The sequence below is a fragment of the Kouleothrix sp. 19917 genome (genome assembly GCF_057073505.1).
On record NZ_CP097099.1, the window covers coordinates 6,735,651 to 6,759,470 of the forward strand.

Annotated in this window: 21 protein-coding genes; 14 read left to right on the forward strand and 7 right to left on the reverse strand. The window is 65.2% G+C overall.

Annotated features, from left to right (window positions below; translation table 11 throughout):
• Nucleotides 1-52: 52 nt before the first annotated feature.
• From M1P90_RS27275 to M1P90_RS27295, 5 genes are all read left to right on the forward strand, one after another.
• Nucleotides 53-1,183, forward strand: coding sequence for a hypothetical protein (locus tag M1P90_RS27275; protein ID WP_483698782.1), 1,131 nt, complete (start codon nt 53-55; stop codon nt 1,181-1,183).
• A gap of 17 nt (nt 1,184-1,200) precedes the next feature.
• Nucleotides 1,201-1,641, forward strand: coding sequence for a universal stress protein (locus M1P90_RS27280; RefSeq protein ID WP_483698784.1), 441 nt, complete (start codon nt 1,201-1,203; stop codon nt 1,639-1,641).
• A 10-nt stretch (nt 1,642-1,651) separates the two neighbouring features.
• Nucleotides 1,652-2,500 (forward strand): alpha/beta fold hydrolase, encoded by an 849-nt coding sequence (locus M1P90_RS27285; RefSeq protein WP_483698785.1) that lies wholly within the window; start codon nt 1,652-1,654, stop codon nt 2,498-2,500.
• Nucleotides 2,501-2,741: 241 nt separating this feature from the next.
• Entirely contained in the window at nt 2,742-3,551 is an 810-nt protein-coding gene (locus M1P90_RS27290; RefSeq protein ID WP_483698786.1) for an alpha/beta fold hydrolase, read from the forward strand.
• Complete coding sequence (locus tag M1P90_RS27295) at nt 3,548-3,982, forward strand: ACT domain-containing protein (protein ID WP_483698788.1); 435 nt, start codon at nt 3,548-3,550, stop codon at nt 3,980-3,982. The genes M1P90_RS27290 and M1P90_RS27295 overlap by 4 nt, the downstream gene beginning before the upstream one ends.
• 126 nt (nt 3,983-4,108) lie before the next feature.
• Here the strand turns inward: M1P90_RS27295 and M1P90_RS27300 are convergent, their stop codons facing one another.
• Both M1P90_RS27300 and M1P90_RS27305 read right to left on the reverse strand, forming a co-directional pair.
• Nucleotides 4,109-5,503, reverse strand: a complete 1,395-nt coding sequence (locus tag M1P90_RS27300) for a hypothetical protein (protein WP_483698790.1) — start codon at nt 5,501-5,503, stop codon at nt 4,109-4,111.
• A 118-nt stretch (nt 5,504-5,621) separates the two neighbouring features.
• Nucleotides 5,622-5,915, reverse strand: coding sequence for a hypothetical protein (locus M1P90_RS27305; protein ID WP_483698791.1), 294 nt, complete (start codon nt 5,913-5,915; stop codon nt 5,622-5,624).
• A gap of 272 nt (nt 5,916-6,187) precedes the next feature.
• On the opposite strand from M1P90_RS27305, the gene M1P90_RS27310 reads away from it, so the two are divergent.
• Nucleotides 6,188-7,459 carry a hypothetical protein gene (locus M1P90_RS27310; RefSeq protein ID WP_483698792.1) on the forward strand — a complete coding sequence of 424 codons (1,272 nt, stop codon included), beginning with the start codon at nt 6,188-6,190 and terminating at the stop codon, nt 7,457-7,459.
• 142 nt (nt 7,460-7,601) lie between these two features.
• On the opposite strand, the gene pdeM is transcribed toward M1P90_RS27310, so the two are convergent.
• The 5 genes from pdeM to M1P90_RS27335 form a co-directional block, all read right to left on the reverse strand.
• The gene (gene pdeM, locus M1P90_RS27315) at nt 7,602-8,258 is read right to left on the reverse strand and encodes a ligase-associated DNA damage response endonuclease PdeM (RefSeq protein WP_483698794.1); all 657 of its coding nucleotides are present in this window, start codon (nt 8,256-8,258) and stop codon (nt 7,602-7,604) included.
• A gap of 203 nt (nt 8,259-8,461) precedes the next feature.
• Nucleotides 8,462-10,975, reverse strand: coding sequence for a ligase-associated DNA damage response DEXH box helicase (locus M1P90_RS27320; protein WP_483698795.1), 2,514 nt, complete (start codon nt 10,973-10,975; stop codon nt 8,462-8,464).
• Between the two features lie 49 nt (nt 10,976-11,024).
• A complete protein-coding gene (locus M1P90_RS27325) occupies nt 11,025-12,005 on the reverse strand; it encodes an IS110 family RNA-guided transposase (RefSeq protein WP_483698797.1) in 981 nt (326 codons plus the stop codon).
• A gap of 471 nt (nt 12,006-12,476) precedes the next feature.
• Nucleotides 12,477-14,258, reverse strand: coding sequence for an ATP-dependent DNA ligase (locus M1P90_RS27330; protein WP_483698799.1), 1,782 nt, complete (start codon nt 14,256-14,258; stop codon nt 12,477-12,479).
• The gene (locus tag M1P90_RS27335) at nt 14,255-15,397 is read right to left on the reverse strand and encodes a ligase-associated DNA damage response exonuclease (protein WP_483698800.1); all 1,143 of its coding nucleotides are present in this window, start codon (nt 15,395-15,397) and stop codon (nt 14,255-14,257) included. Before M1P90_RS27335 ends, M1P90_RS27330 begins: the two co-directional genes overlap by 4 nt.
• A 190-nt stretch (nt 15,398-15,587) precedes the next feature.
• Between M1P90_RS27335 and M1P90_RS27340 the strand changes: the two genes are divergently transcribed.
• The 8 genes from M1P90_RS27340 (at nt 15,588) to M1P90_RS27375 (ending at nt 23,788) form a co-directional block, all read left to right on the forward strand.
• A complete protein-coding gene (locus M1P90_RS27340) occupies nt 15,588-15,905 on the forward strand; it encodes a lycopene cyclase domain-containing protein (protein ID WP_483698802.1) in 318 nt (105 codons plus the stop codon).
• Nucleotides 15,906-16,045: 140 nt separating this feature from the next.
• Nucleotides 16,046-16,375, forward strand: coding sequence for a hypothetical protein (locus M1P90_RS27345; protein ID WP_483698804.1), 330 nt, complete (start codon nt 16,046-16,048; stop codon nt 16,373-16,375).
• 80 nt (nt 16,376-16,455) lie between these two features.
• Nucleotides 16,456-17,502: a Holliday junction branch migration DNA helicase RuvB gene (ruvB, locus tag M1P90_RS27350; protein WP_483698805.1), complete on the forward strand. Its 1,047-nt coding sequence runs from the start codon at nt 16,456-16,458 to the stop codon at nt 17,500-17,502.
• A gap of 213 nt (nt 17,503-17,715) precedes the next feature.
• Nucleotides 17,716-19,548, forward strand: a complete 1,833-nt coding sequence (locus M1P90_RS27355) for a histidine kinase N-terminal 7TM domain-containing protein (RefSeq protein WP_483698807.1) — start codon at nt 17,716-17,718, stop codon at nt 19,546-19,548.
• Between the two features lie 375 nt (nt 19,549-19,923).
• Nucleotides 19,924-21,678, forward strand: a complete 1,755-nt coding sequence (gene polX, locus M1P90_RS27360) for a DNA polymerase/3'-5' exonuclease PolX (protein ID WP_483698809.1) — start codon at nt 19,924-19,926, stop codon at nt 21,676-21,678.
• 148 nt (nt 21,679-21,826) lie between these two features.
• Nucleotides 21,827-22,246: an HIT family protein gene (locus M1P90_RS27365; protein ID WP_483698810.1), complete on the forward strand. Its 420-nt coding sequence runs from the start codon at nt 21,827-21,829 to the stop codon at nt 22,244-22,246.
• A 34-nt stretch (nt 22,247-22,280) separates the two neighbouring features.
• Entirely contained in the window at nt 22,281-23,300 is a 1,020-nt protein-coding gene (locus M1P90_RS27370) for an LGFP repeat-containing protein (RefSeq protein ID WP_483698811.1), read from the forward strand.
• Between the two features lie 56 nt (nt 23,301-23,356).
• Nucleotides 23,357-23,788: a hypothetical protein gene (locus tag M1P90_RS27375; RefSeq protein ID WP_483698813.1), complete on the forward strand. Its 432-nt coding sequence runs from the start codon at nt 23,357-23,359 to the stop codon at nt 23,786-23,788.
• The last annotated feature ends 32 nt before the right edge of the window (nt 23,789-23,820 follow it).

A 23,820-nucleotide genomic window follows, 5' to 3' on the forward strand; every position in this document is an offset into this window, starting at 1 on the left:
CTCGGTGCCGGGTCTGCTTCCTGGCTTCTGGCTTTGTTGGACGTGAGGGTTTGTGACAGACAGCTCATCGCAACCAGATGCCCTTTCGCCCGAGCGGGTGGCGGCGCTGCTCCAGCGGGCCATGCGCGCGCGCCAGAATGGCGATGCCCAGGCGGCGCGGGCATTGTTGCGCGCGCTGGCCGCCCAGCGCCCCGATCTGCCGCAGGTGTGGCTTGCGCTGGCAACCGCCGCCGAAACGCGCGCCGAGCAGCGCCAGGCGCTTGAGCGCGTGATCGCGCTCGACCCGCAGAACCCGCTGGCGCAGCGCGGCCTGGCCCGTATGCGCGGCCTGACCCCGCCGGCCACGCCGATTCCCGCTCCTGTGCCCGAAGAAGCTGCGCCTGCTCCCGACCCGCCGCTTGCGCCGGGCGTTGGCGCGGCACCCGCGCTGAAGCCCACTACGCTCACGCCCGAGGAGCGCGCCCGTTCCATTCGCTGGCCGCTGTATGTGGTGGTTGGCGTGGCGGCGCTGCTGGTGCTGCTGGCTGCGTGGTGGCTGCGTGGCAGCGCGAATGCGCCCGAGCCGGGCCCTGCGCCCACAGCCGCGCTCCCCGGCGCAGCCCTCGATGTTCCCACCATCGGCCTCGCGCTTGAGGAAACCAGCCCGGCTGGCGCAACGCCCGCGCCGGAGGCGACGCCCGCACCCGCTGCGCCGAGCAGTGCGCCGCAGCCCTCCAGCATCCCATCAACTCCGGCCCCGCCCACGCTCACGCCAACCATCCCGGCGCTGGCAGTCGGTCAGGTGGTAGAAAGCGGCAGCTGGCATGTCGCGCTGCTGCGGCCCAACGACGCAATTGTGCTCGACGGCAGCATTGACACGCTGCAGCCACAGGGGCGCTTTGTGCTGGCGCTGCTGGCTGTCGGCAACGACGGCACGGCGGCGGCGCGCATTCCCGCCGATCTTGTCGCGGTGGTCGACCAGAATGGCACGCGCTACCCGGCGCTGCCGGCCGCCTCGGCTGCTTACCTCACCACGTATGGGCGCGGCCAGCGCGGCGACCTGAGCCTGGAAGACGAGCTGCCCGCCGACCGCAGCAACAAAAGCGTGCCGTTTCTGTTCGATGTGCCAGCCACCGCGCGCGGCCTGACCGTGATGGTGCAGGGCGCGCCGCTGGGCTGGCCGATCAGCGAGCCGGGCGGTTGATGCTATAATGCACTGCTATGGACGATTACGTGGTGCCTGACAGCCCAAACTACATCGAGCCGCCCTGGCCGGGACCGATCCGCGTGATGGTGTGCGTGGGCTACAACCCCGTCTCGCAGCGCCTGATCCAGCGCGCCAGCTTCCTTGCGCGGGCGCTTGGCGGCGAATTGCTGGCGGTGCATTTCCAAAGCGCCGAAAGCGATGTTCCCGGCTACCAGACCATGCTGCAGCGCAATCTTGATTTTGCGCGCGGCCAGGGCGCGCAGGTGCAGATCGAGCGCGGCGGCGATGTTGCCCAGGCGATTGCCCACTTCGCGCAGGCCAACCGCGTGACGCATATTGTGATGGGCGAGTCGGCGCGCAGCCGCCTAGAAGAAGTGCGGCGCGGCTCGCTGGTGCGGCAGGTGCTTGGCGCCAGCCGCGGCATCGACGTGTATATCGTGGCCGACCCGGCCTGAGGTGCCGCGCATGTCAGCTTTCCGCAAGCGCCCTCCTGCGCATGGCGCGCCCACCCCCACCGAGCACTTCTGCGAAACGACCCAGATGCGCTACCTGGCCGCAGGCGAGCGCGGCCCGGCCGTGCTGCTGCTCCACGGCTGGAGCTCCTTCAAGGAAATCTGGTGGTCGGCGCTGCAAGCCCTCGCCCCGCATGTGCGCGCCTTCGCGCCCGACATGCCCGGCCACGGCGGCACACCCCTGCTCGGCACCGTGCAGATGCACCAGGTGGCGGCGCGCGCGGCCCGATTCGCCCAGGCGCGTGGCCTTGAGCGTGTGGTGCTGGTCGGCCACTCAATGGGGGGAAATATAGCGGTGGAGCTGGCCCTGGCGCAGCCGGCACTGGTCGAACGCCTGCTCCTGGCCGACCCCGCCGCCCGCCCCGATGCCATGCCCGCTTTCACGCGCTCGTACCTGGCCCCGATTGGTGGCTGGCTGACCCTGCGCGCAAGCATGGCGCTGGCCCGTCCGCTCGACCGGGTGGCGCGGCGCGTTCCGCATGCGCACGGCGGCGGTTTGGTGCGCCCGGCGCTGCGGCGGGCCGCCTACATGGCCCAGCACGACGCCGACGCCCTGCACGCCCTGCTCGACGGTCTGTTCGCCAACCCGCTCGGAGAGCGCATCCGCCAGCTGCGCGTGCCCACGCTGGTCGTCAGCGGCGAGTTCGACCCGCTGGTGCCGCCGCCGCTTTCGCAAGAGGTGGCGCGGCTCATCCCCGGCGCGCACTACGAAGTGATACGCGGCGCGGCCCACAACCCAATGGACGAGCGCCCGGCCGAATTTGCGCGCGTGCTGCTCGATTTCATTAAACCATTCAAATAAGAACGTTAGGAACGTTTACCACAGAGACACAGAGGCACGGAGAGCTTTGGAATGCTTTAAAACTTGGTGTCTTGGTGTCTTGGTGGTTATTTGAAACGTTAGGAACGTTTACCACAGAGACACAGAGGCACGGAGAGCTTTAGAATGCTTTAAAACTTGGTGTCTTGGTGTCTTGGTGGTTATTTGAACGGTATTGTGGCTAAACCTGCTCTTCGCTTGACCGCAACAACAAGTAGGCGCTATGGAATTCCCGCGAACAGCCGTCACCGTGCCGGGCGCGCCGCCAGTGCGCCTGAGCGTGATCGACATCGGCCCGACCGACACGAGCGCGCCGGGGCGCGGCACGATTGTGTGCGTGCATGGCGCGGGCGGCCAGGCCGAACAGTGGAAATTCCAGATCGCGCATTTCAGCCGCCACTACCGCGTGATCGCGGCCGACCTGCGCGGCCACGGCCAGTCCGACCAGCCGAACTCGGCGTATGCGCTGGCCGAGTTTCTGTGGGATTTCGCGCAGACGCTGGAGCAGTTGCACGTGGACGCGCCCTTTGTGCTGATGGCGCACTCGTTTGGCGGCCCGATTGCGCTCACGTACGCGGCCGCGCAGCCGCAACAGATCAGCAAGCTGGTGCTGGTGGCTACCGCGCCCGAAATTCACCTCAACTACTTCTACGAGCTGGTGCTGAAGCTGCCGCTGCCGCTGCGTCTGCTGGAGCGCCTGCGCCCCGCGCTGATGCCAAGCCTGTTCGCGCCGCTGTTTGTGCTGCGGCGCGTGCTGAATGGTACCTTGTTCCCCTGGCGCGGCTGGGGTTTGCTGCCCGGCATTCACACGCCCACGCTGATCGTCGGCGGCCAGTTCGATTTCCTGGTGCCGCCCTCGGTGCTGCAGCGCACGCGCGCCGAGCTGCCGAACGCGCGCTTCGAGCTGATTCGCTACGCGCGCCACCTGCCGCACCTTGAGCGCCCCGACGCCGTGAATCGCCATATCGAGGGCTTTGTTGAGCGGCGGCGCAGCTGGCGCGGCGAGCAGGAAGACATGGAGGAAGGCGAATGAGCGACCCTCGCGTGCCGGCGATTTTGCGCGGGCGGCCCTGGCGCGTGCGGCCCGAGCATTTCGCGCTGGTGGGCTTGCCGCCCACGGCGTATGGCGCGGCGGCGGGGCTGCTGGCCGAGCTGCGCGCGCCCTTTGCGCAGCTTGTTGCCGAGCCAGATGTGCTGACGCTGCTGCTGCCCGCCGAGGCGTGGCAGGCGCACAGCGCCGCCTTTCCGCCCGCGCAGTGCGAGCAGCCTTTCCGCATCATCTCGTTCGACGTGGACCTGCCCGCCGATCTGGTGGGATTTCTGGCGGCGGCGAGCGCCGCGCTGGCCGGGGCGGGCGTGCCAATTCTGGCGGTGTGCGGCTACAGCAAAGATCACATCGCCGTGCGTGAGCAGCACCTCGGCGCGGCGCTCGCCGCCCTGGAGGCATTGGCGGGAGCAGCGTAAAACCCGAACTCAACATTTTGATTAACCACCAAGACACCAAGGCACCAAGAGCGTAAACTTTCAGCGCCTTGGTGTCTTGGTGTCTTGGTGGTAAACGTTCTTTTATCCCGTATTTCATCCGCTACACTAATTCCCTGCCAGCGGCAGGTAGGTTCGCTCGATTGGCAGGCCGGCCAGCTCGCGGTACACAAGGTAGGCCGGGCGCACCAGCTCAGGCTCGCCATTGGTAGCGTAGCACGCGCCGCCCTCGCACGCGCCCGTGGTGAACGGAATGCGCACCACGCCCCACATCTGCGCGTTCGGGCCGTCGGCGGGCGGGAAATCCTCGTACTTGAACCAGAACACATTCGCCACATCGCCGCGCGCCGCCAGCGAGGTATACACCTCGCGCATGAAGTCGGCCTGGTTCGAGGCGGCCAGCGTGCCGCGATTTTTGTAGAAGGCGATATTGTAGCCGATCTCGGTGATCCAGAACGGCCGCCCCTGGTCGCCCATATTCCACAGAATGGTGCGTATCTGGTTCAGGCGCGGCGCCATCTTCAGGTAGACATCCTCGTACACGCCCTGAATGCTCATGGTGATTTCTTCGGGGTAGGGGTGGAAGCCGACGCCTTCGAGCGGGTAGGTGCCGCGCCAGGGCGGCAGGTTGTTCTGGTTGTTCTTGAAGTCGGTGAAGCCGCTGGCGTACATCTCCTGAAGATACTGCTCGTCGGTGTAGGTGAACGTTTCGGGCTGGTTTGCGTTGCGACGCGCGCTGGTGCCTTTGGGGTGCAGCCCGCCCAGGATAATCTGCGTGTCGCTTGGGCACAGCGCGGCGGGCTGGCTGCCGTCGGTGTTCTTGCAGACGCGATAGAACTTGGCGTGCATGCGCGCAACGTATTGCGGGTTCAGGCCGGCGTAGTCGATGCCAGCGGGCAGGCCGGTGCCATCGCCAAGCAGGCGGTTCATTTCGTTGAACAGCTCAAAGGCGTGTACACGGCCAGCGCCGGGCGTGCTGCCGCTGTAGTGGCCGGCCACGCGCAGCGCTTCGTTCAGCCAGTCGAGCATGTACTGGTTGAGCGAGTAGCCAAATTTTTGGTCGAACAGGTCCGCAGCGTCGAGGTTGAGCTTGTAGGGGTAATACATGCCATCTTTGAAGCGCGCGATGCTGTTGGTGGTGAGCAGCCCCAGCACTTTCAGGCCGTAGCGCGGCGCAACCGTGCCGATGAAGTAGTCGTACTTGGCGAAGTTGACGTGGCCGTCGCCATCGGCAATGAACTCCAGCCGCACCCAGCGCACACCGGCATTTGCCAGCAGCCGGCCCATGGCATCCTGCGCGACGTAGTTGGGCTGGTTTGGGAAATCGGGGTTGCTGTTGAACTCGTAGAAGGGGTCGCGCACCACCATGCCCATAAACTCAGGGTTGGTGGCACCGGGCATTGCTGTTTCTGGCATAGGGCGTGTTTCGGCATGGGGCGCGGCGGTGGGCAGCAGCGCGCCAAGCGCGAGCGCCAGCACCACGGCGGCATAGATGCGAACCATTCTCTCTTCCCTCTCCGGGCAGGCCGCGCCTGCTTCTGGCTGTAAGACGTGCGGGAATAGTATATGGTCGCAGCGCCGCTGGCGGAATGACGCCCAGCTTACAAAGATTGAGATCCGATTACAGGTCGTCTTCGTCCTCGGGGTCGGGGTCGGGCCCGGCAATGGCATTGATGCGCCGGCGCAGGCCCATGGCAAAGCCAAAGGCCACAGCACTTGCCATAAACACCATCACCACGCCAATGATTGGGCCAACCATGCCGCGCGTTGTGGGGCCGGGCGCCGGCTGCGCTGTAGCTGGCGTAGCGCTGCCTGCGGGCGTGGGCGTGGCTGCCTGCACCAGTGGCGCGCGCGCGGGCGCGGCCAGCGCATCGCTGGCATGGGGCGCGACGGCAAGCGCAAATAACATCGCCATCCATACCCACCATTGTCGTTGAAGCATTGTTTTTATCGCTTTTTGACAGAGCTGTCATCAAGCCGTCATGTACCGCACTAGGTCGTTAAACAACCCCGGGAATATGATTGCCTGACCAAAAGATGAGATTTTGCTGAGAACGTTCGGTAAACGCCGCTATTGTAGCAGAAATGCTGCCCGGCTTTGCGCACCGCCCGTTTCGTGTGTTTGCGGCCGTTTCACAGCACAATCGTCGCTTCATATTCGCCGGAATTGACAGAGGAGTATGGACTATGCGACATTTGCGTTCGCGTTGGTTCGCGGTGGGGTTTGCGCTTGCGGTAGCGCTGGTGTTAGGCGTGTATGTTCAGCAGTCGTCGGCGGCCGCAATCTACATTCTGCGCGGCTCCACAAGCGCGGCGTGCGACCGTACCGGCCAGAATGCCACCGCCGATTACCAGGATGGCATGTTTGGCTCGGAGCTGCACGGTTTCTGGGATCAGGAGCCGATCACGGTCAGCTTCAGCTTCCCCGATGGCCAGATCTTTAGCCCCGACGCGGCCTTTCTGCTCGATGGCGTGGTGAACCTGCCCACCAACTACATCACCGACTACCGCGCCGACGTGGCGGGCGACCTGTATTTCGAGTACCCGATCAGCAACAAATGGCCGTATGGCTGCTACCAGATGACGGCCTACGGCAACCATAGCGGCCAGACGGCGGTTGGCTTCTTTGTGGTGGCTCCACGCCCGCAGGCGCAGCCCGGCGCGAGCCCGGCGCGGCTGGCGGTGTGGCGCAATGGCACCTTCGAGGCCTCGGCCGAGCACGACGGGCTGGCGAACATCCACGGCACCGGCTTCTACCCGAATGAGCAGGTAGGCATGTGGATCACGCAGCCCGATGGCTCGGTGATCGGCTACCCGACCCAGATCGCCAGCGATGCGGGCAACATTGAGTCGACCTTCCAGTTCACCAGCGCGCATCAGACTGGCAAATACACCTTTACCGCCTATGGCCTGACCAGCGGCTACCAGGTGTTTGCGCCCTTCCAGCTGAGCGGTCGCCAGTCGGTGCCGAGCGGTTGGGCGACCTTGCGCGTGGCCTACCCGGCCTCGGCCAGCACCAGCCAGAACGGCGCGGATATCGCGGTTTCGGGCACGCTGTACCAGCCGAACGAGCCGGTGGGCATCTGGATCACGCTGCCCGACGGGGGCGTGCGCGGCCTGCCGACGCAGCTGGCCGACGGCAATGGCGATTTCTATGCGGTGCTGGCGATCGACGAGCGCCTGCCGGTGGGCGAGTACAAGCTCACGGCCAGCGGCGTAAATAGCGGGCGACTGGTGATCACCAGCTTCTCGGTGAGCGGCGGCTCGTTTATTGGCACCGCGCCAGGTGCACCCGAAGAGCCCGATACGCCGCTGGTGGAAGGCAGCAACCTGGGCGATGGCACGCTGGGCGGCCCCACCAACCTCGACGAGTCGTTTGGCGTGGCCGGGCCGGAGATTACGCCGCCCGATGCGCCCGGCTGCAGTGACCCGGCCAGCCTGTGGACGCAGAACTGCTAGGCGAAAACAGCAGAACTGCGGAACCACAGAACCGAGAACTGAGAGCTGCGGAACCACAGAACCGAGAACTGAGAGCTGCGGAACTGACAGGGCTTAGCTTACGCACTACGCACGACGCACTACAAGGCGTTGTGCGTAGTTTTTACTGCACCTGCAGCACCGCGTCGTCGGCCAGCACAAACACGCGGTCGGCTGGCGCGGGCGCAATTGGCGCGCCGCCGGTGAAGCTGCCAAATGCTGGCAGCACGCCCACTTCGGCGCCAAACCAGAAGCAGGGCAGGCGCAGCTGCTGGCGGCCAGCGCCGCGCAATCGCGCCGCCGGGTGGAGATGCCCGGCCAGCACGTAGCCGCCCGGCGCGGGCTGCGGGTAGTGGCGCAGCACAAAGGGCGCATCAGGCAGCGGCTCGTCGGCGCAGGCGAAGCCCCACTCGGCGGGCGGGTCGCCCGCGCCGCGATCGTGGTTGCCGCGCACCAGCGTGACATCGAGCGCGGGGTGGCGGGCGCGCCACTCGGCCACGCGCGCGAAGGTGGCGGCTTCGCGGCCGGCGCGGGCATGCAGCAGATCGCCCAGCAGCAGCAGCCGCGCCGCGCCCGTGCGCAGCAGGGCGCGCTCCAGACGCGCCAGGTCGTCGCTGGCAGCGCCGTGTGGGATGCCCAGCCCGGCGGCGCGGAAGGTGGCATCCTTGCCCCAGTGCAGGTCGGCCACGATCAGGGCGGTGCGGCGCGGCCAGAAGATTACGCGCTCGGGCAGGAGCTGCACTTCTTCGCCGGCAAGCTCGATTGTGAGGTCAGTGTTCATTGACGAATGACGAATGACGAACGACGACGGAATTATTCACCGCAAAGGACGCAAAGAGCGCGAAGGTTTGGATGGACGAAGGGCGATGGGCGACGGACGAACGACAAGAATATTTACCACGGAGGCACGGAGACACGGAGATTTGAGCTTATAAAATGAGACAAACTCAACATTCAACACTCAAAATTCAACATTCCACGCGCTCACCCTGCGGCTTTTTCCAGCGCAAGCTGCATGCGCAGCACGCGGTCGGCCAGCTTCTCGGAGCTTACCGCCTCGCGCATGTGGTCGACCAGCAGCGGGAAGGCCAGCGGCGTGATGCGTGGCACATCCACCACGGTGATGCGCCCGGCGGCGATGCGCTCAAGCGCGTGACCCAGGCGGCTCCGTTCGAGCTGGCGATCAAGCACTTCGCGCTGCGCCTGCACCAGCAGCATGTTCGCCGGGTCGTACTGCGCGAACACATCGTAGATCAGCCCGCTCGACGCCTGTACCTGGCGCATGCTTTTTTCGCCCGGCCGCCCCTGAATGATCAGCCCAGCCACGCGCGCAATCTCGCGGAACTGGCGGCGCGCCATTTCGGTGGCGTTCAGGCTCGCCAGAATATCCTCGGCGAGGTTGGCGGGGCTGAGCAGCGCGGCGAAATCGGCGGCGGGCGGCGGCTCGGGCGCAAGCAGCTCGAAGCCATAGTCGTTGGTGGCGATGGTGAACGAGATCGGCGCGAGGCGCGACAGGCGGTAGGCCAGCAGCGCAGCCAGCCCCTCGTTCGCCAGCCGCCCGGCGAAGGGGTAGACGAACAGGTGGTGGCCTTCGCGGGTGCGGGCGCGCTCGATCAGCAGTTCGTCGTGCGCGGGAATGCGCGACCACTTCATTTGCAGGCGCAGGATCGGCGCGAGCGCGCGCATCTCGGGCCCTTCCAGCTCGCCATTGCGGGCTTGCTCCAGCCGCTCGCGCACGGCGTCGGCCAGCTCGGATGAGAGGGGCATGCGGCTGCCGCTCCAGCGCGGCACGGCCTGCGTCCGCTCGCTGGCCTTGCGCACCCAGGCCGTCAGGTCGCGCAGGCGCACAAATTCCAGCGTTTTCCCGCCGAACAGAAAGCGGTCGCCGGGCTTGAGCCGCGCCACAAACGACTCCTCAATCGTGCCGAGGGCCGGGCCGCGCAGGTATTGTACTTTGAGCGTTGCATCGCCGGTAATCGTGCCGACGGCCATGCGGTGGCGGCGCGCAATCGTGTCGTTTTCGACGCGATACACGCCATCCTGCTCGGTGATGCGCGCATACTCGGGGTAGGCGTGCAGGGCTGGCCCGCCGCGTGCCGCGAAATCGAGCGCCCACGCCCACTCGGCGTCGCTCAGGTCGCGGTAGGCGTAGGTGCTGCGAACCTCGCGCAGCAGCTCGTTGGGGCGAAAGCCGCCGCCCAGCGCGACCGTGACGAGGTGCTGCACCAGCACATCCAGCGGCGCTTCGATTGGCGGGCGCGCTTCGATCCGGCCTGCGGCGATTGCGTCGCGCGCGGCGGCGATTTCCAGCAGCTCGAAGACGTTCGTGGGCGCAAACACCAGGCGGCTGGCTGCGCCGGGGCGGTGCCCGCTGCGGCCAGCGCGCTGCATCAGGCGGGCCACGCCTTTCGGGCTGCCGATCTGCACCACCACATCGACCGGCGCGAAATCCACGCCCAGGTCGAGGCTGGAAGTGCTGACCACGCAGCGCAGCCGGCCCTCGCGCAGCGCGCCTTCCACCCACTCGCGCGCCGCACGGTCGATTGAGCCGTGGTGCAGGGCAATTTCGCCGGCCCAGTCGGGGCGGGCGTCGAGCAGCGCGCCATACCACAATTCGCTCTGGGCGCGGGTGTTGGTGAAAACCAGCGCGCTGGTGCCGCTCTCGACCGCTTCGGCCACCGGCTCGGCCAGCGAAAGGCCGAGGTGCCCGGCCCACGGGAAGCGCTCGATCACGGGCGGAATGATCGTGTCGATCTGGATGGATTTTGGCTCCTGGCCGCGGATGAGGCGAGCAGTTGGCAGTTGGCAGTTGGCAGTTGGCAGTGCCGCGCTTGCTTGAAGATCACTTTTTGGCGTTTGGCCCACCAGCGCGGCCAGCGCCACGTCGAGGTTGCCCATGGTGGCGGAAAGGCCCCAGATGCGCAGGCCGGGCCGCCAGCCGCGCAGCCGCGCCAGCGCCAGCTCGGTCTGCACGCCCCGCTTGCTGGCCATCAGCTCGTGCCACTCGTCCACAATCACGGCGCGCAGGTCGGCAAAACGCGCCGCCGCGTCGGGGTAGGAAAGCAGCAGCGACAGGCTTTCGGGCGTGGTGACCAGCGCGGTCGGCAGGCGCTGGCGCTGGCGTGCCTTCACCGATGCGGATGTGTCGCCCGTGCGGATTTCGACCGTCCAGTTGAGGCCCAGTGCGTCGAGCGGGGCGCGCAGCGCGGCGGCGGTGTCGGCGGCGAGCGCCCGCAGCGGCGTGATCCACAACACGCGCAGGGGCGAAGCACCCTTCACGCCGTCCTGACGGGAAGAAGCATGCTTCGCCCTTTCGAGCAACGGCCCGAACCACGCCGCGTAGGTTTTGCCTGTGCCGGTCGAGGCGTGCACCAGCCCGCTCGCGCCGCCGAGGTAGGCTTCCCACACCTCCTGCTGAAAGGCAAAGGGCTGCCAGCCGCGCTGGGCAAACCAGCGCAGAGCGGGGGCGAGGTCGGCGTTTTCGGGTGTTGTGCTCATGCTTGCCTATGCGACGAATAACGGCCGGAAAAATTTAACCACAGAGATATTACGTTGAAGAACGGGTCGGGCCAAGGACTTTGTTTGGGTCAAAGGGCGTTTTATGCTTGAGTACACCATAGACCACGTGCAACAACTTGCGCATCACCGCACCGATGATCACACCCTTGGCTTTGCCGCGCGCTGCCAGCCGTTCCGCAAACGCCTTGAACCCTTCGCATCGTCGCATCGCCACAATTGCCGGCCAGTACAGCGCCGCTCGCACGCTCGCCTTGCCCACTTTCGAGAGGTGTGTTCGCCGCCGCACACTCGTTCCCGATTCGTGCTGCGCCGGTGTTACTCCCGCGTCTGCCGCCAGCGCCTTGGCCGATGTATACGCGTCGATATCGCAGAACTCCCCCAGCAACTTAGCGGCAGTGATTGTACCTATTCCGACAATCGCCGTGAGAAGCGCAGCTTGCTCGCCCAGGTCACGCTCGTCTTTGAGATGCTGTTTGAGTTGTGCCTCGACGCTTGTGATCTGCTCCTCTACGCTTGCCAGAACCGTTTCAAGCGACGTGCGCACCACCGTGTCGCTGGTATCGCCCAAGCGATTGGACAGTTGCGTGCGCGTTTGGAGCAAGTCGTCGCGATGGCGTGTGAGCGCACGCAAGCGGCGCTGGGCGGCAGAGGGTGGTGTCCAGGCTTCGGGCTGGCATTGCAAGCAGAACAACGCAATGATGCGGCTATCCTGTTTGTCGGTCTTGGTGCGCATCATCTGGCTTTGGGCAAAACCCTTGATACGGGCAGGGTTAACCACACTGACGATGTGCTGAGCATCGGCGAGGAAGGCAGCCAGCGCTTCCCAATAGACATTGGTTGCCTCCATACAGGCATGCACGTGCTCAATGTGCTGGGAGCGAAGCCACTGCTGGAGCTGCTCAAAACCAGCGGAGGTGTTCGGAAACTGCTTGTGGCGACGGTCGCCACCCTCACGCAGCAGGGTGACATCGAAGGTGAGTTTGGCGAGGTCAATGCCGAGAATGTGCATGATAGCTCTCCAAAGGACAAGAAAAGGAGCTTGTTTCGGACCAGTCTTGAGGCTACGTGCTCGTGGGCACTGGGATCTTACACGGTCTTGTGAAACAAGCGATACGATGCATCGAAAGCCATTCTCTGTGACAGCGTCGAGCGCATCGGTCTTTTGCGGCCTTGAGATGCATCAAGGCATAGGATAGCAGAGCCAAGCCACTTCTGCGAGCCTTCATTGGTCTTTTGTTGACCCGCCCCACTTGGCGGCTTTTTAGACAAGACACGGAGGCACGGAGGTTTCGGGTTGCAGGTTGAAGGTTTCAGGTTTGAATGTTGCAGTTTGACGACCGACGACCGACGACCGACGACTGGGAAAATTTAACCACAGAGACACGGAGGTTTTGAGTTGCGAGCTTGATGTATGGGCAAAGGCCAACCTGCAACTTGCAAACGTGCAACCTTGTTCATTACCTTTTTCAACACTCAACGTTTACTCCGGCGGCAGCAGGGCGCGAATTGTGTCGAGCGAGTCAGCCTCGGCGATGGGCTTGTCGGTGCGCCAGCGCAGCATGCGTGGGAAGCGCACGGCAATGCCCGACTTGTGGCGCGACGAGCGCTGGATCGCTTCGAATGCCAGCTCGAACACCAGCTCGGGCTTGACGGTGCGCACCGGGCCGAATTTCTCGACGGTGTTGCGCCGCACAAAGGCATCGACCTGGCGGATTTCGGCGTCGGTCAGGCCGGAATAGGCTTTTGCAAAGGGAACAAGCTGGCCGTCGTTCCACACGCCAAAGGTGTAGTCGGTGTAGAGGCTGGCGCGCTTGCCCGAGCCGCGCTGCGCGTAGATCAGCACTGCGTCGACGGTGAAGGGGTTGATCTTCCACTTCCACCAGTCGCCGCGCACGCGCCCGACGCGGTAGGCCGAGCTGCGCCGCTTGAGCATCAAACCCTCGGCGCTGAGGTCGCGGCTGCGCTCGCGCGCGGCAGCCAGTTCTTCCCAGCTTGCCGCCTCAACGGTCGGCGACAGGAGCAGATTATGCGCCAAAGCTGCATTGATCGCGCCAAACTCAGAATGGGATACCTGCGCTTCTTTTTCCCCTATCTCTGCGCTTTCTGCGCCGCTGTGGTGAATGTCGTGCACCAGCTTTTCCAGCAGCGCGCGGCGCTCGCTCAACGGGGTTTCGCGCAGGTCGCGGCCCTGCCACTCCAGCAGGTCGTAGGCCATCACAATCACGGGAACCTCGGCCAGCAGCTTTTTGCCAAGCGTTTTGCGGCCAATGCGGCGCTGAAGCTGGGTGAACGGCAGCACGCCGGCCTCGCCCCACGGCAGGATCTCGCCGTCGATGGCGGTGCCGTCGGGCAGGCGCTTGGCCAGCGCGGCCAGCTCGGGGTAGCGGTCGGTCACCAGCTCTTCGCCACGCGACCAGATGAAGCTCTGGCCGGCGCGGCGGATGATCTGCGAGCGAATGCCATCCCACTTCCACTCGGCCTGCCACTCGGCCAGCTCGCCAAGCGTGTCGGGCGCGGCCTCGAGCGGGTGCGCCAGGCAGAAGGGGTAGGGCCGGCTGATGTCGGCGTCGCTGGTTTCTTCGCCCAGCAGATCGGCATAGAAGGCCGCGCCGGGCTGCCACTCGCCCATCAGGCGGTGCGCCACCACCGCATCGTCGATGCCGCTGGCGAGGGCGAGCGCCCGCACTACCAGCCGCTGCGACACGCCCACGCGGAAGCCGCCAGTGATCAGCTTGTTCCACACCAGCCGCTCGCGGCGATCAAGAGCTGCCCAGGTCGCCAGAATCGTCTCGCGCTGGCTGGCCTCGTCCATATCGCGCAGGGGCAGCAGCACATCTTCGATCCACTCATGGAGCGGAAGTTCTTCATTCACCACAGAGGCACTGAGAGCACTGAGGTTTGTTTGGCTTGCGCTTGTGTGTTCCTGACCCTCTGCGTCCTCTGTGTCTCTGTGGTGCAATTCATCTGCGTCGCTGTGGTGAAACTCATCCGGCAGCAGCAGCGCCACGGTTTCGGCGAAATCGCCCACCGCGTCGTAGCTCTCGCCCACCAGCCAGTCGGGCAGGCCGCTGGCCTCGGTGGCCCAGGCGCGCAGGCGGGTGGAGGTCACGGCCTGGCGCGGGCGGCGACCGATCAGGAAGTAGAGCGCCCAGGCGGCATCTTCCGGCGCGGCGGTGGTGAAGTAGCGCGTCAGCGCCTCGACCTTTTCGCCCGTTTTGTTGGTCTCGTCCAGCGCGGCATAGAGCGCGGCAAATGCTTTCATGGCGCGGCCTCCGGGTTGGGCGGCGGAACATCCTGCTCGGCCTCGGCCTGCACCTCTTCCGCGCCGGGGTCGTCGCGCTCGCCCTCAAAGCGTGTCTGCACCACCGACGTTTCCAGCCCCTGCTCGCCCAGCCAGCGCGCCAGCACGGCGCTGTAGCCATGGGTGACCCACACGCGCTCCGCGCCGGTCGCCTTGATCGAATCGAGCAAGCCCGGCCAGTCGGCGTGGTTGGAAAGCGCGAATCCGCGATCGACGGCCTTGCGGCGGCGCGTGCCGCGCAGCTGCATCCAGCCCGACGCGAAGCCGGTCGAGACGCTGCCGAAGCGGCGCATCCAGGGCGTGCCAAGCGCCGAGGGCGGCGCGACGACGAGCGCCTGGCTCCATTCGGCTTTGCGGCCGGCGGCGGCGTAGGTAGTGGCGGGCAGGGCCACACCGCTGGCGCGATATTCGCCCACCAGCCGCTCGACCGCGCCGTGCGTGAAAATCGGGCCGATGCTCGGGTCGACGCCGGCCAGCAGGCGCTGCGACTTGCCAAGCGCATAGGCGAACAGGAGGCTGGCCTTGCCGGCGAGCTGATTCGCGCGCCACCACGCGTTAATCTCATCGAAAATCTCGACCTGCGGGCGCCAGCGATACACCGGCAGCCCAAAGGTCGATTCGGTGATAAAGGTGTTGCAGCGCACCGGCTCGAACGCGGCGCAGGTGGCATCCGCGCCAACCTTGTAGTCGCCCGAAACCACCCAGACCTCGCCGCGATATTCCACACGCACCTGCGCCGAGCCGAGGATGTGGCCGGCCGGGTGGAGCGACACGCGCACGCCGTTGATATCGACTGGCGCGCCATAGGCGGCGGGCTGGATGTCGGCGTGCGCACCCATGCGCGCCCGCAGCACGCGCTCGCCGTCGCTCGCGGCCAGGTAGTGGCGGCTGCCGGGGCGGGCGTGGTCGGCGTGGGCGTGCGTCACCACCGCGCGCTCGACTGGCCGCCACGGGTCGATATGGAAATCGCCGGCGGCGCAGTACAGCCCGGCGTCGGTAAGGGTGATCAGGGTCGGCATAGTGTCCTTTTGCTTGGCCTTGGTGATGGCAGTACGCAGCGCGCCCGCGCGGCGGATGCCTGCGGGAGTGGTATGATGCAATCCGCGCGCCACCGGCTCATCCACCTGCGCGCCCGCATCGTACAGTACCGTAGGGGCGAAATAGAGCAAGGTGCAGAAGTTTGGGCCACAGAGAACACCGAGGGCTCCGAGTTTAACTACCCCACTCCGTGGCCTCTGTGTGCTCTGTGGCTCAACCGTTTTTCTCTTGGCTATAGAAAGAAGCGAGGCCATGTTCGGCTCAAACACCTATATCATCTGGCTGGCGCTGTTTGTTGGCCTGCCGCTGCTCATTCTTGTGGTGGCCGCGCGCCACATGCTGTGGCGGCAGCGCCGCGCCATGGCATGGACGCTGCTGGGCGCGCTGGTGGGCGGCTGGGCCTGGGACGCCGGCATCGTTAAGCTCGGCACCTGGGATTACATCCCTGAGCATATCGTCGGCGCGTGGATCGGCGGGCTGCCGCTGGAAGAATGGCTGTGGATCGTTGGCGTGACGCTCATGTTCGCGGCGGTGACGGTGGTGCTGGAGGAGCGGCGACGGCGGGATTAGCACGCAGCCGGGACGTATGCAATACGCCCTTCGCGGTCTGGGCGTATGCAATACGCCCTTCGCGGTCTGGGCGTATTGCTATACGCCCTTCGATGCTCGCAGCACCAACGTTCAACCTTCTAACATTCCGATGAGGCACTATGGAGCGCTACACCCCAACGCTGATCCTGATCGGCACAGCAATTATTTTTCACGGCATTCTGTGGGCGCGCAACGCGGCATTTCTGTGGTCGCGCCGCCGCACCATCCTGGCGGTGATGCTGATCGCCGAAGTGTGGCAGCTCGTCACCGACCCGATTGGCGCGATCTGGGGCGCGTGGCGCATCAACCAGGCGCAGGTGCTGGGCATCTGGCTGTATGGCGTGGGCATCACGCCAATCGACAACCTGCTGGGCATTGCGCTGGTGAGCAGCGCCGCCGCCTGCGCCGTGCTGGTGTTTGGCTACAGCCCGCGCCGCTGGGTCTGGTAGCTGCCAGCGCAAGCCACCCCAATGCGATGTATGCTATAATGCCAGCGAGTTCGCACACAGGTGCTAAAGGACGCAGCGGCATGAGCGACGATGATCGCATTCTCAACCCCAAACCCGGCGAAGACGATCAGCAGGTAGAAAAAAGCCTGCGCCCCAAGAAGCTTGCCGAGTTCATCGGCCAGGAAAAGATCGTCGAGCAGCTGAAAATCGCGATTGCCGCCGCCAAAGGCCGCGAGGAGCCGCTTGATCATACGCTCTTCTACGGCCCGCCCGGCCTGGGAAAAACCAGTATTGCCGGCGTGCTGGCCAACGAAATGGGCGTGAACATCAAGCTCACCTCTGGCCCGGCGATTGAGCGCGCGGGCGACCTCGCCGCCATTCTCACCAACGTCCAGAAGGACGATGTGCTGTTCATCGACGAAATCCACCGCCTGAACCGCGCCGTGGAAGAGGTGCTGTACCCGGCGATGGAAGATTTCGCGCTGGATATTATGGTGGGCAAGGGGCCGAGCGCGCGCAACCTGCGCCTGAACCTCGCCAAGTTCACCGTGATTGGCGCAACCACCCGTGTGGCGCTGCTCACCTCGCCGTTGCGCGACCGTTTTGGCTCCGTGCACCGCATGGAGTTCTACTCCACCGAGGCGCTCTACGACATTGTGATGCGCTCGGCGCGCATTCTCGGCGTCGAGTCCACGCCCGAAGGTGCGCAGGAAATCGCCCGCCGCGCCCGCGGCACGCCGCGCATCGTCAACCGCCTGCTGCGGCGCGTGCGCGACTATGCGCAGGTGGTCGGCGGCGGCGTGATCACGCTGGAAGTGGCGCGCATCGCGCTGGCGCAGCTCGAAGTCGATGAGCTGGGGCTGGACGAAAACGACCGCCGCCTCTTGCGCGCGATTATCGAGCTGTTCAACGGCGGGCCGGTCGGCCTTTCCACGCTGGCGGCGGCGCTGGCCGAAGAAGTGGATGCGATCGAAGACGTGTACGAGCCATTCCTGTTGCAGCTTGGCTTCTTGCAGCGCACGCCACGCGGTCGGATCGCCACGCGCCGCGCCTACGAGCACCTGGGCGTCCCCTTCGCCGAAAAGCTCGCGCCCGAAAACGGCTCGGAGCAAGGCCGCCTCTGGTAGGGCGGCTGCCCCTGCACCCCGCATGTGCCCTTCCACTATGCCACGTCGGATGAAGAAATCGCAATCGCCAGATGTGTTAACATTTGGTATGATGTTTGCGAATCGCTGATCGCGCTCCAACCGATTTCTTCATGCATAGCAATGCCTCAGGCGCCGCGTGCGCGCCGCGTGCGAACCGGCCCCGACGCCGGAGAATGCTTTGGAGCATGTAGTATGACCTGGCAGTACACGCCATATGCGATCACCCTCATCGTCACCGCGCTCGTCGCGCTGATGCTGGCCGGGGTCGCGTTTCGCCGCCGCCGCACGCTTGGAACGCCCATGTTCATCGGCATGATGCTGGCGGTAGCGGAATGGCTGTTCGGCTACGCGCTTGAGCTGTCGAGCCACAGCCTGGCCGCCATCGTGTTCTGGGCCAGGGTCGAATATCTCGGTATTGTCATCGTTCCCCTCACCGGCTTTCTGCTGCCGCTCATGTACACGCGCCGCCGCCATTGGCTGACGCGCCGCCGCATGCTGCTGCTCTCGGTCATTCCTATGCTGACGCTGACGTTTGTGTGGACCAACGACCTGCATGGGCTGATCTGGCGCGCGGTGCGCGTGGAGCAGTTTGGCGGCCTGCTGGTGATGGATGCCAGCTATGGCCCGTGGTTCCTTGTCCATACCCTGTATTCCTACCTGCTGACTGTGGGCGGCCTGGTGCTGATGGGGCAGGAATTCATGCGCTCGCGGCACCCGTTTCGCGGGCAGGCCGCTGTGCTGGCGCTGAGCTATGTTGCGCCGCTGGCCGGCAGCGCCCTGTACGTCACGCGCCTTTCGCCCTTCCAGCCGCTCGATCTCACGCCCTTCGCCTTTACGCTGGCCGGCGCATTCTGGCTGCTCGGCCTGTTCTATTTCCGCCTGTTCGATATTGGGCCAATCGCCCGCGACGTGGTGATCGAAAGCATGCACGACACGGTGATTGTGCTCGATTCGCAGAACCGGATTGTGGATGCCAACAGCGCCAGCCGTAGCCTGACCGGCCTGTCGCGCGAGAAGGTCATTGGCCTGCCTGCCGGGCAGGTGCTCAGTGGCTGGCCCGCGCTGACGCAGCACTACCGCGACACCCCACAGGCGTCGGCCGAAGTTGCGATTGAGGTCGGCGGCGCGCAGCGCTGGTACGATCTGCAGATCGCGCCGATCTTCGAGCAAAACCAGCACATGCTTGGCCGCATGGTCATCCTGCGCGACATCACGCGCCACAAAGAGCTGGAAAGCGAGCTGTACCAGGCCAAGGAGCGCGCCGAGGCCGCCAGCCGCGCCAAAAGCACCTTCCTCGCCAACATGAGCCACGAGCTGCGCACGCCGCTCACATCCATTCTTGGCTACAGCGAGCTGTTGCAGGCGCAGCTGCAAGACAACGTGCCCGATGATGTGAATGCCGATCTGGGGCGCATCCAGGCCGCCGGCACGCACCTGCTCGACCTGATCAGCGACATTCTCGATTTTTCGAAGATCGAGGCCGGGCGGCTGGAGCTGTACCTCGAAAGCTTCGACCTCATGGGACTGCTCAGCCACGTCACCACCGCCGTGCAGCCGCTGATCAAGCAAAACGCGAATGTTCTGGTCGTCGAATGCCCGCCCAACATTGGCACCATGTACGCCGACGCTACGCGCGTGCGGCAGATTCTGTTCAACCTGCTGAGCAACGCGGCCAAGTTCACCGATCAGGGGCGCATCACGCTGGCGGCGCGGCGCGACGAAGCCGCCGACGGCGCGGCCTGGTTTGAGTTTTCGGTGGCCGATACCGGCATTGGTATGACGCCCGATCAGGTGCAGGGCCTGTTCAAAGAGTTCATGCAGGCCGCGCCCAACACTGCGCGCCTGTATGGCGGCACTGGCCTGGGTCTGGCGCTGAGCAGCCGTTTCTGCCAGATGATGGGCGGCACCATCGAAGCGCGCAGCCAGTTTGGCGAAGGCTCGGTGTTTACCGTGCGGCTGCCGGCGCAGGTAAAAAAAGGCGCAGTGGCCGAAGGAGCGCCCGATCTGGTGCTGCAAACCCAGTAGCGGGCCAGCGTTGGGCGCAGGTGCCCGCGTGGCTGCGCGCCCGGCGCGCGTTTTCACGGTTGCAGGTTGCCAGGTTGCAGGTTGTCAGGTTGCAGGTTGCAGGTTGTCAGGTTGCAGGTTCTCGGTTCCGTGGTTCTCGGTTCTCGGTTCTGTGGTTCTGTGGTTCCCGGTTCTGTGGTTCTCGTGTCCCGGTTCTGTGGTTCCGTGGTTCCGTGGTTCTCGGTTCCGTGGTTCCGTGGTTCCGTGGTTCCGTGGTTCCGTGGTCTCGGTTCCGTGGTTCCGTGGTTCCGTGGTTCTCCCTTCGTCCCTCGCCCTGGCACGGCGCTTGCCTCAGCGTGCTATAATAGGGCATAACGAAAGCATAGACCCAGAATTATGGCCGATACGCTGACCAATCGCGAAATCGCCGACGTTTTCACCGCGATCGCTGACACGATGGAAGTTCTGGGCGAGGATGTCTTCCGCACCCGCGCCTACCGTCGCGCCAGCGATGCTATTGCCGACCTCGCGCTTCCCCTCGCCACGCTCCGCACCCGCGGCGACCTGACCGACGTCCCCGGTATTGGCAAGGCCATTGCCGACAAAATCACCGAACTGCTCGACACCGGCAAGCTCGAATTTTACGAGAAGCTGCGCGCCAAAGTGCCTGAAGGCGTGCTGGCGCTGCTCCGCGTGCCGAACGTTGGGCCGCGCACCGCTGGCCGCCTGTACACCGAGCTGGGCATCAGCAGCGTCGCCGCGCTCAAAGAAGCTGCTGAAGGCGGCAAGCTCAACGGCGTCAAAGGTTTCGGGCCGAAAACTGTTGCCGCCCTGCTGCGCGACATCGCCTCCGCCGAAACTCGCGACCAGCGCACGCTCCTGTTCGACGCGCTGCGCGCCGCCGAGGGCCTGATCGAAACCTTGCGCGCGGCCAGCCCGGCTGTGCAGGAAGCGAGCTACGCCGGCAGTCTGCGCCGTGGCCGCGAAACGATTGGCGACATCGATATTCTTGCCGCCACCAGCGACCCGGCCGCAACCGTGCAGGCCTTCACCACGCTGCCGCTGGTCGCGCGCGTGGAGTCGTCGGGCGCGGAAAAAGCGACTGTGTTTCTGCACAATGGCTTGCAGGCCGACCTGATCGCAATCAACCCGGCGCTGTGGGGCGCGGCTTTGCAGCACTTCACTGGCGGCAAATTGCACAACATCCGCTTTCGCGAAATCGCGCTGGCAAAGGGGCTGAGCTTCAGCGAGCACGGTTTCAAGCGCGTGGCAGACGGCGAAATGCTTGCCAGCGCCACCGAAGAAGATGTGTACGCCGCCGTTGGGCTGCCATGGATCCCGCCCGAAATTCGCGAAAACTCCGGCGAGTTCGAGGCGGCTGCGGCGGGCCGCATTCCGCGCCTGGTCGAGCTGGGCGACATTCGCTCCGACCTGCACATGCACAGCGACTGGAGCGACGGCAAAGCGCCCATCCGCGCCATGGCCGAGGCGGCGCGCGCGCGCGGCTACACGCACATGGCCCTGACCGACCACAGCCTCTTTCTTGGCATTACCAACGGCTTGGATGGCGCGCGCCTGCGCCAGCAGGCCGCCGAGGTCGCTGCGCTGAATGATGAGTACGCGGCGGCGGGCATGAATTTCCGCATCCTTCGTGGCATCGAAGTGGATATCACCGCCGACGGCGGGCTGGCCTTGCCCGACGACGTGCTGGCCGACCTTGATATTGTGGTGGCATCGCCGCACGTCAAGCTCAGCCAGCCGCCCGAGCAGGCCACCGAGCGTATTTTGCGCGCAATTCGTAACCCGCACGTCGACATTATCGGTCACCCAACGGGCCGCCTGATCGGCAGCCGCGCTGGCGCAGAAATCGATATCGACGCGGTTGCACGCGCCGCCGCCGAAACCGGCACTTTGCTCGAGATCAACTCTGGCCCCGAGCGGCTCGATCTCGATGCGCCAAGCGTGCGGCGCGCGCTGGAGCTGGGCGCGAAGCTGACGATTGACAGCGACTCGCATCACCCCGACAATTTGCAGTGGCTGCGTTTGGGCGTGCTGACGGCGCGGCGCGGCTGGGCACGCGCCGAGGACGTGGCGAACACCTGGCCGCTCGACGAACTGCTGGCCTGGATCGCCCGCAAGAACCCGGCATAAACGAGAGGTTGCAACGCCTTGGGGGTTGAATGGTTGCGCGATTTATAATTCACTGATACTGCCATAATTCTTGGTGCCTTGGTGTCTTGGTGGTTACGTTCTGGCAATATCTGAGGCATTTCTTGCTTATGCCGTGACGGAGTGCGCAATGGCTTCGATCTTCTCGAAAATTGTGAGCGGCGACATCCCGGCGATCAAAGTGTATGAAGATGACGCGACGCTGGCGTTTATGGATATTGGCCCGGCCTCGCGCGGCCACACGCTTGTCATTCCCAAAGACGAGCACGCCGATATCTTCAGCATCCCGCCCGAAACACTGGCGGCGGTGATGGGTACCGTCCAGCGCGTGGCCCTGGCGCTGCGCGAGGTGCTGCGGCCCGATGGCATCAACATCATTCAAAACAACGGCGCGGCCGCCGGCCAGACCGTCTTTCATTTACATGTGCATCTGATTCCTCGCTGGGAAGGCGATAATGCCGTGCGGCTGTGGAAGCCGGGCAGCGCCGAGCCGGACGAGTTGCGCCCGCTGGCTGAGCAGATCAGCCAGGCCATTCGCGAAGAACGTTAAACATTGTGCCACCGCATGTGAACAGGGAGGCTGCATGAGCGACGAATCTATCAACGACGCCGACCTACGCAAAGCCATTCGCCAGGCGAATCGCCGGCTTGAGCAGAAATCCGAAGCCGAGCGCCGCACGCTGATCCAGCAGGCCGTTGAGCAGGCGATGAACGAAGAGTTGGCCGAAAAACGCCTGGAAAGCGAGCGCGTCGCCGAAATTGTGAGCGAGGAACTGGCGCGCGACCCGGTGAAAGAAGCCGCCGCCGCCCGCGAACAAGCCCAATCGGCTGTGCTGCTGCTGGTGATGCTCTTGCTTATTCTCTGGCTGATCGCCGCGGCGGTGGGCCGGCCCGATATTCTGCGCTTCACCGAGGGGCCGGGCGCGCTGCCAACCATGGCCCCGCGCCTGGGCGATGGCAGCAGCCCGACCGATGCAGCCGGCGCGTCGGTGGCGAGCGCGCAGCGCAGCGCCGGCACAAATATGCCCGGCGTAGGCAGCCTGGAAGTGCCCAATGCTGCGATCAGCCCGACCTTCCAGGCGTTTTACGATGCTCACGGCGGCGAGCCGGTGTTTGGCCGCCCGATCAGCAACGAAATGACGGTCAACGGCCGCCGCTTCCAGTGGTTCGAGCGCGCGCGGCTGGAGCAGTGGCCCGAGTACAATGGCACCGACTACAGCGTGCAGGGCGGCCTGCTGGGCTACGAGTTCACCAAAGGCCTGAAATTCCCCGAGCAGACCTACTACGTCAGCCAGCCCGACAACCGCTTCTTCCCAGAAACCGGCCACGGCGTCGCCGGGCGCTTCCTTGATTTCTGGAATGCGGTCGATGGCATGCGCGTGCTGGGCTACCCGATCAGCGATCAGGTGCAGGAAAGCCTGCCCGACAAGCAGGTGTACACGGTGCAGTATTTCGAGCGCGGGCGGATCGAGTACCACCCGCAGCAGGCTGGCACGCCCTACGAAATGCAGCTTGGCTTGCTTGGCCGCGCGCTCTTCCTGAAAGAAAGCACGCCCAACATCATCCCGCCGCCGAAGCCCACTGCCGTGCCGATGCCGCAGTAAATTTCCACCCCGCGCCGTGTGAACATCGCACGGCGCGCTATTTTTTGCCGGCTGCTATGCTGAACGACGACGACGCAGTTGACCTGTTTGCCCGCACCCACGCTGTCAGTGCGGCCGCCGCGCGCGAGCTGCTTCGCTCGGTGGCCGAACGCGCTGGCGCGACGCGCTTCTATGTGTTCTGGTCGGGTGGAGGTGGCGGGTCTGCCAGCGGCGGCCGCACTGGTCGCCCGCGCACGCTGCTCGCCTTTCCCTCCGCCGATGCCGCGCTGACCTTTGCCCAGCGCAACCAGCTTGCCGGCCCGGCCGCCCGCCCACGCCTGCGCCAGCTTGCGCTCTTGCACCTGCTGCAAGTGCTGATCGGCGAGCCGGCGATTGTGGCGCTGCTGCTCGTGAGCGACACCGCGCCCGACGATTTGCCGCCCGGCCGCCTGCCCGATGGTCTGCGCCTGGAGCGCGCCGACGTGCTGCGCGAGCTTGGCCTTGTGTAGCGGAGCCATATCAACGCTGGATGGAGAACGCG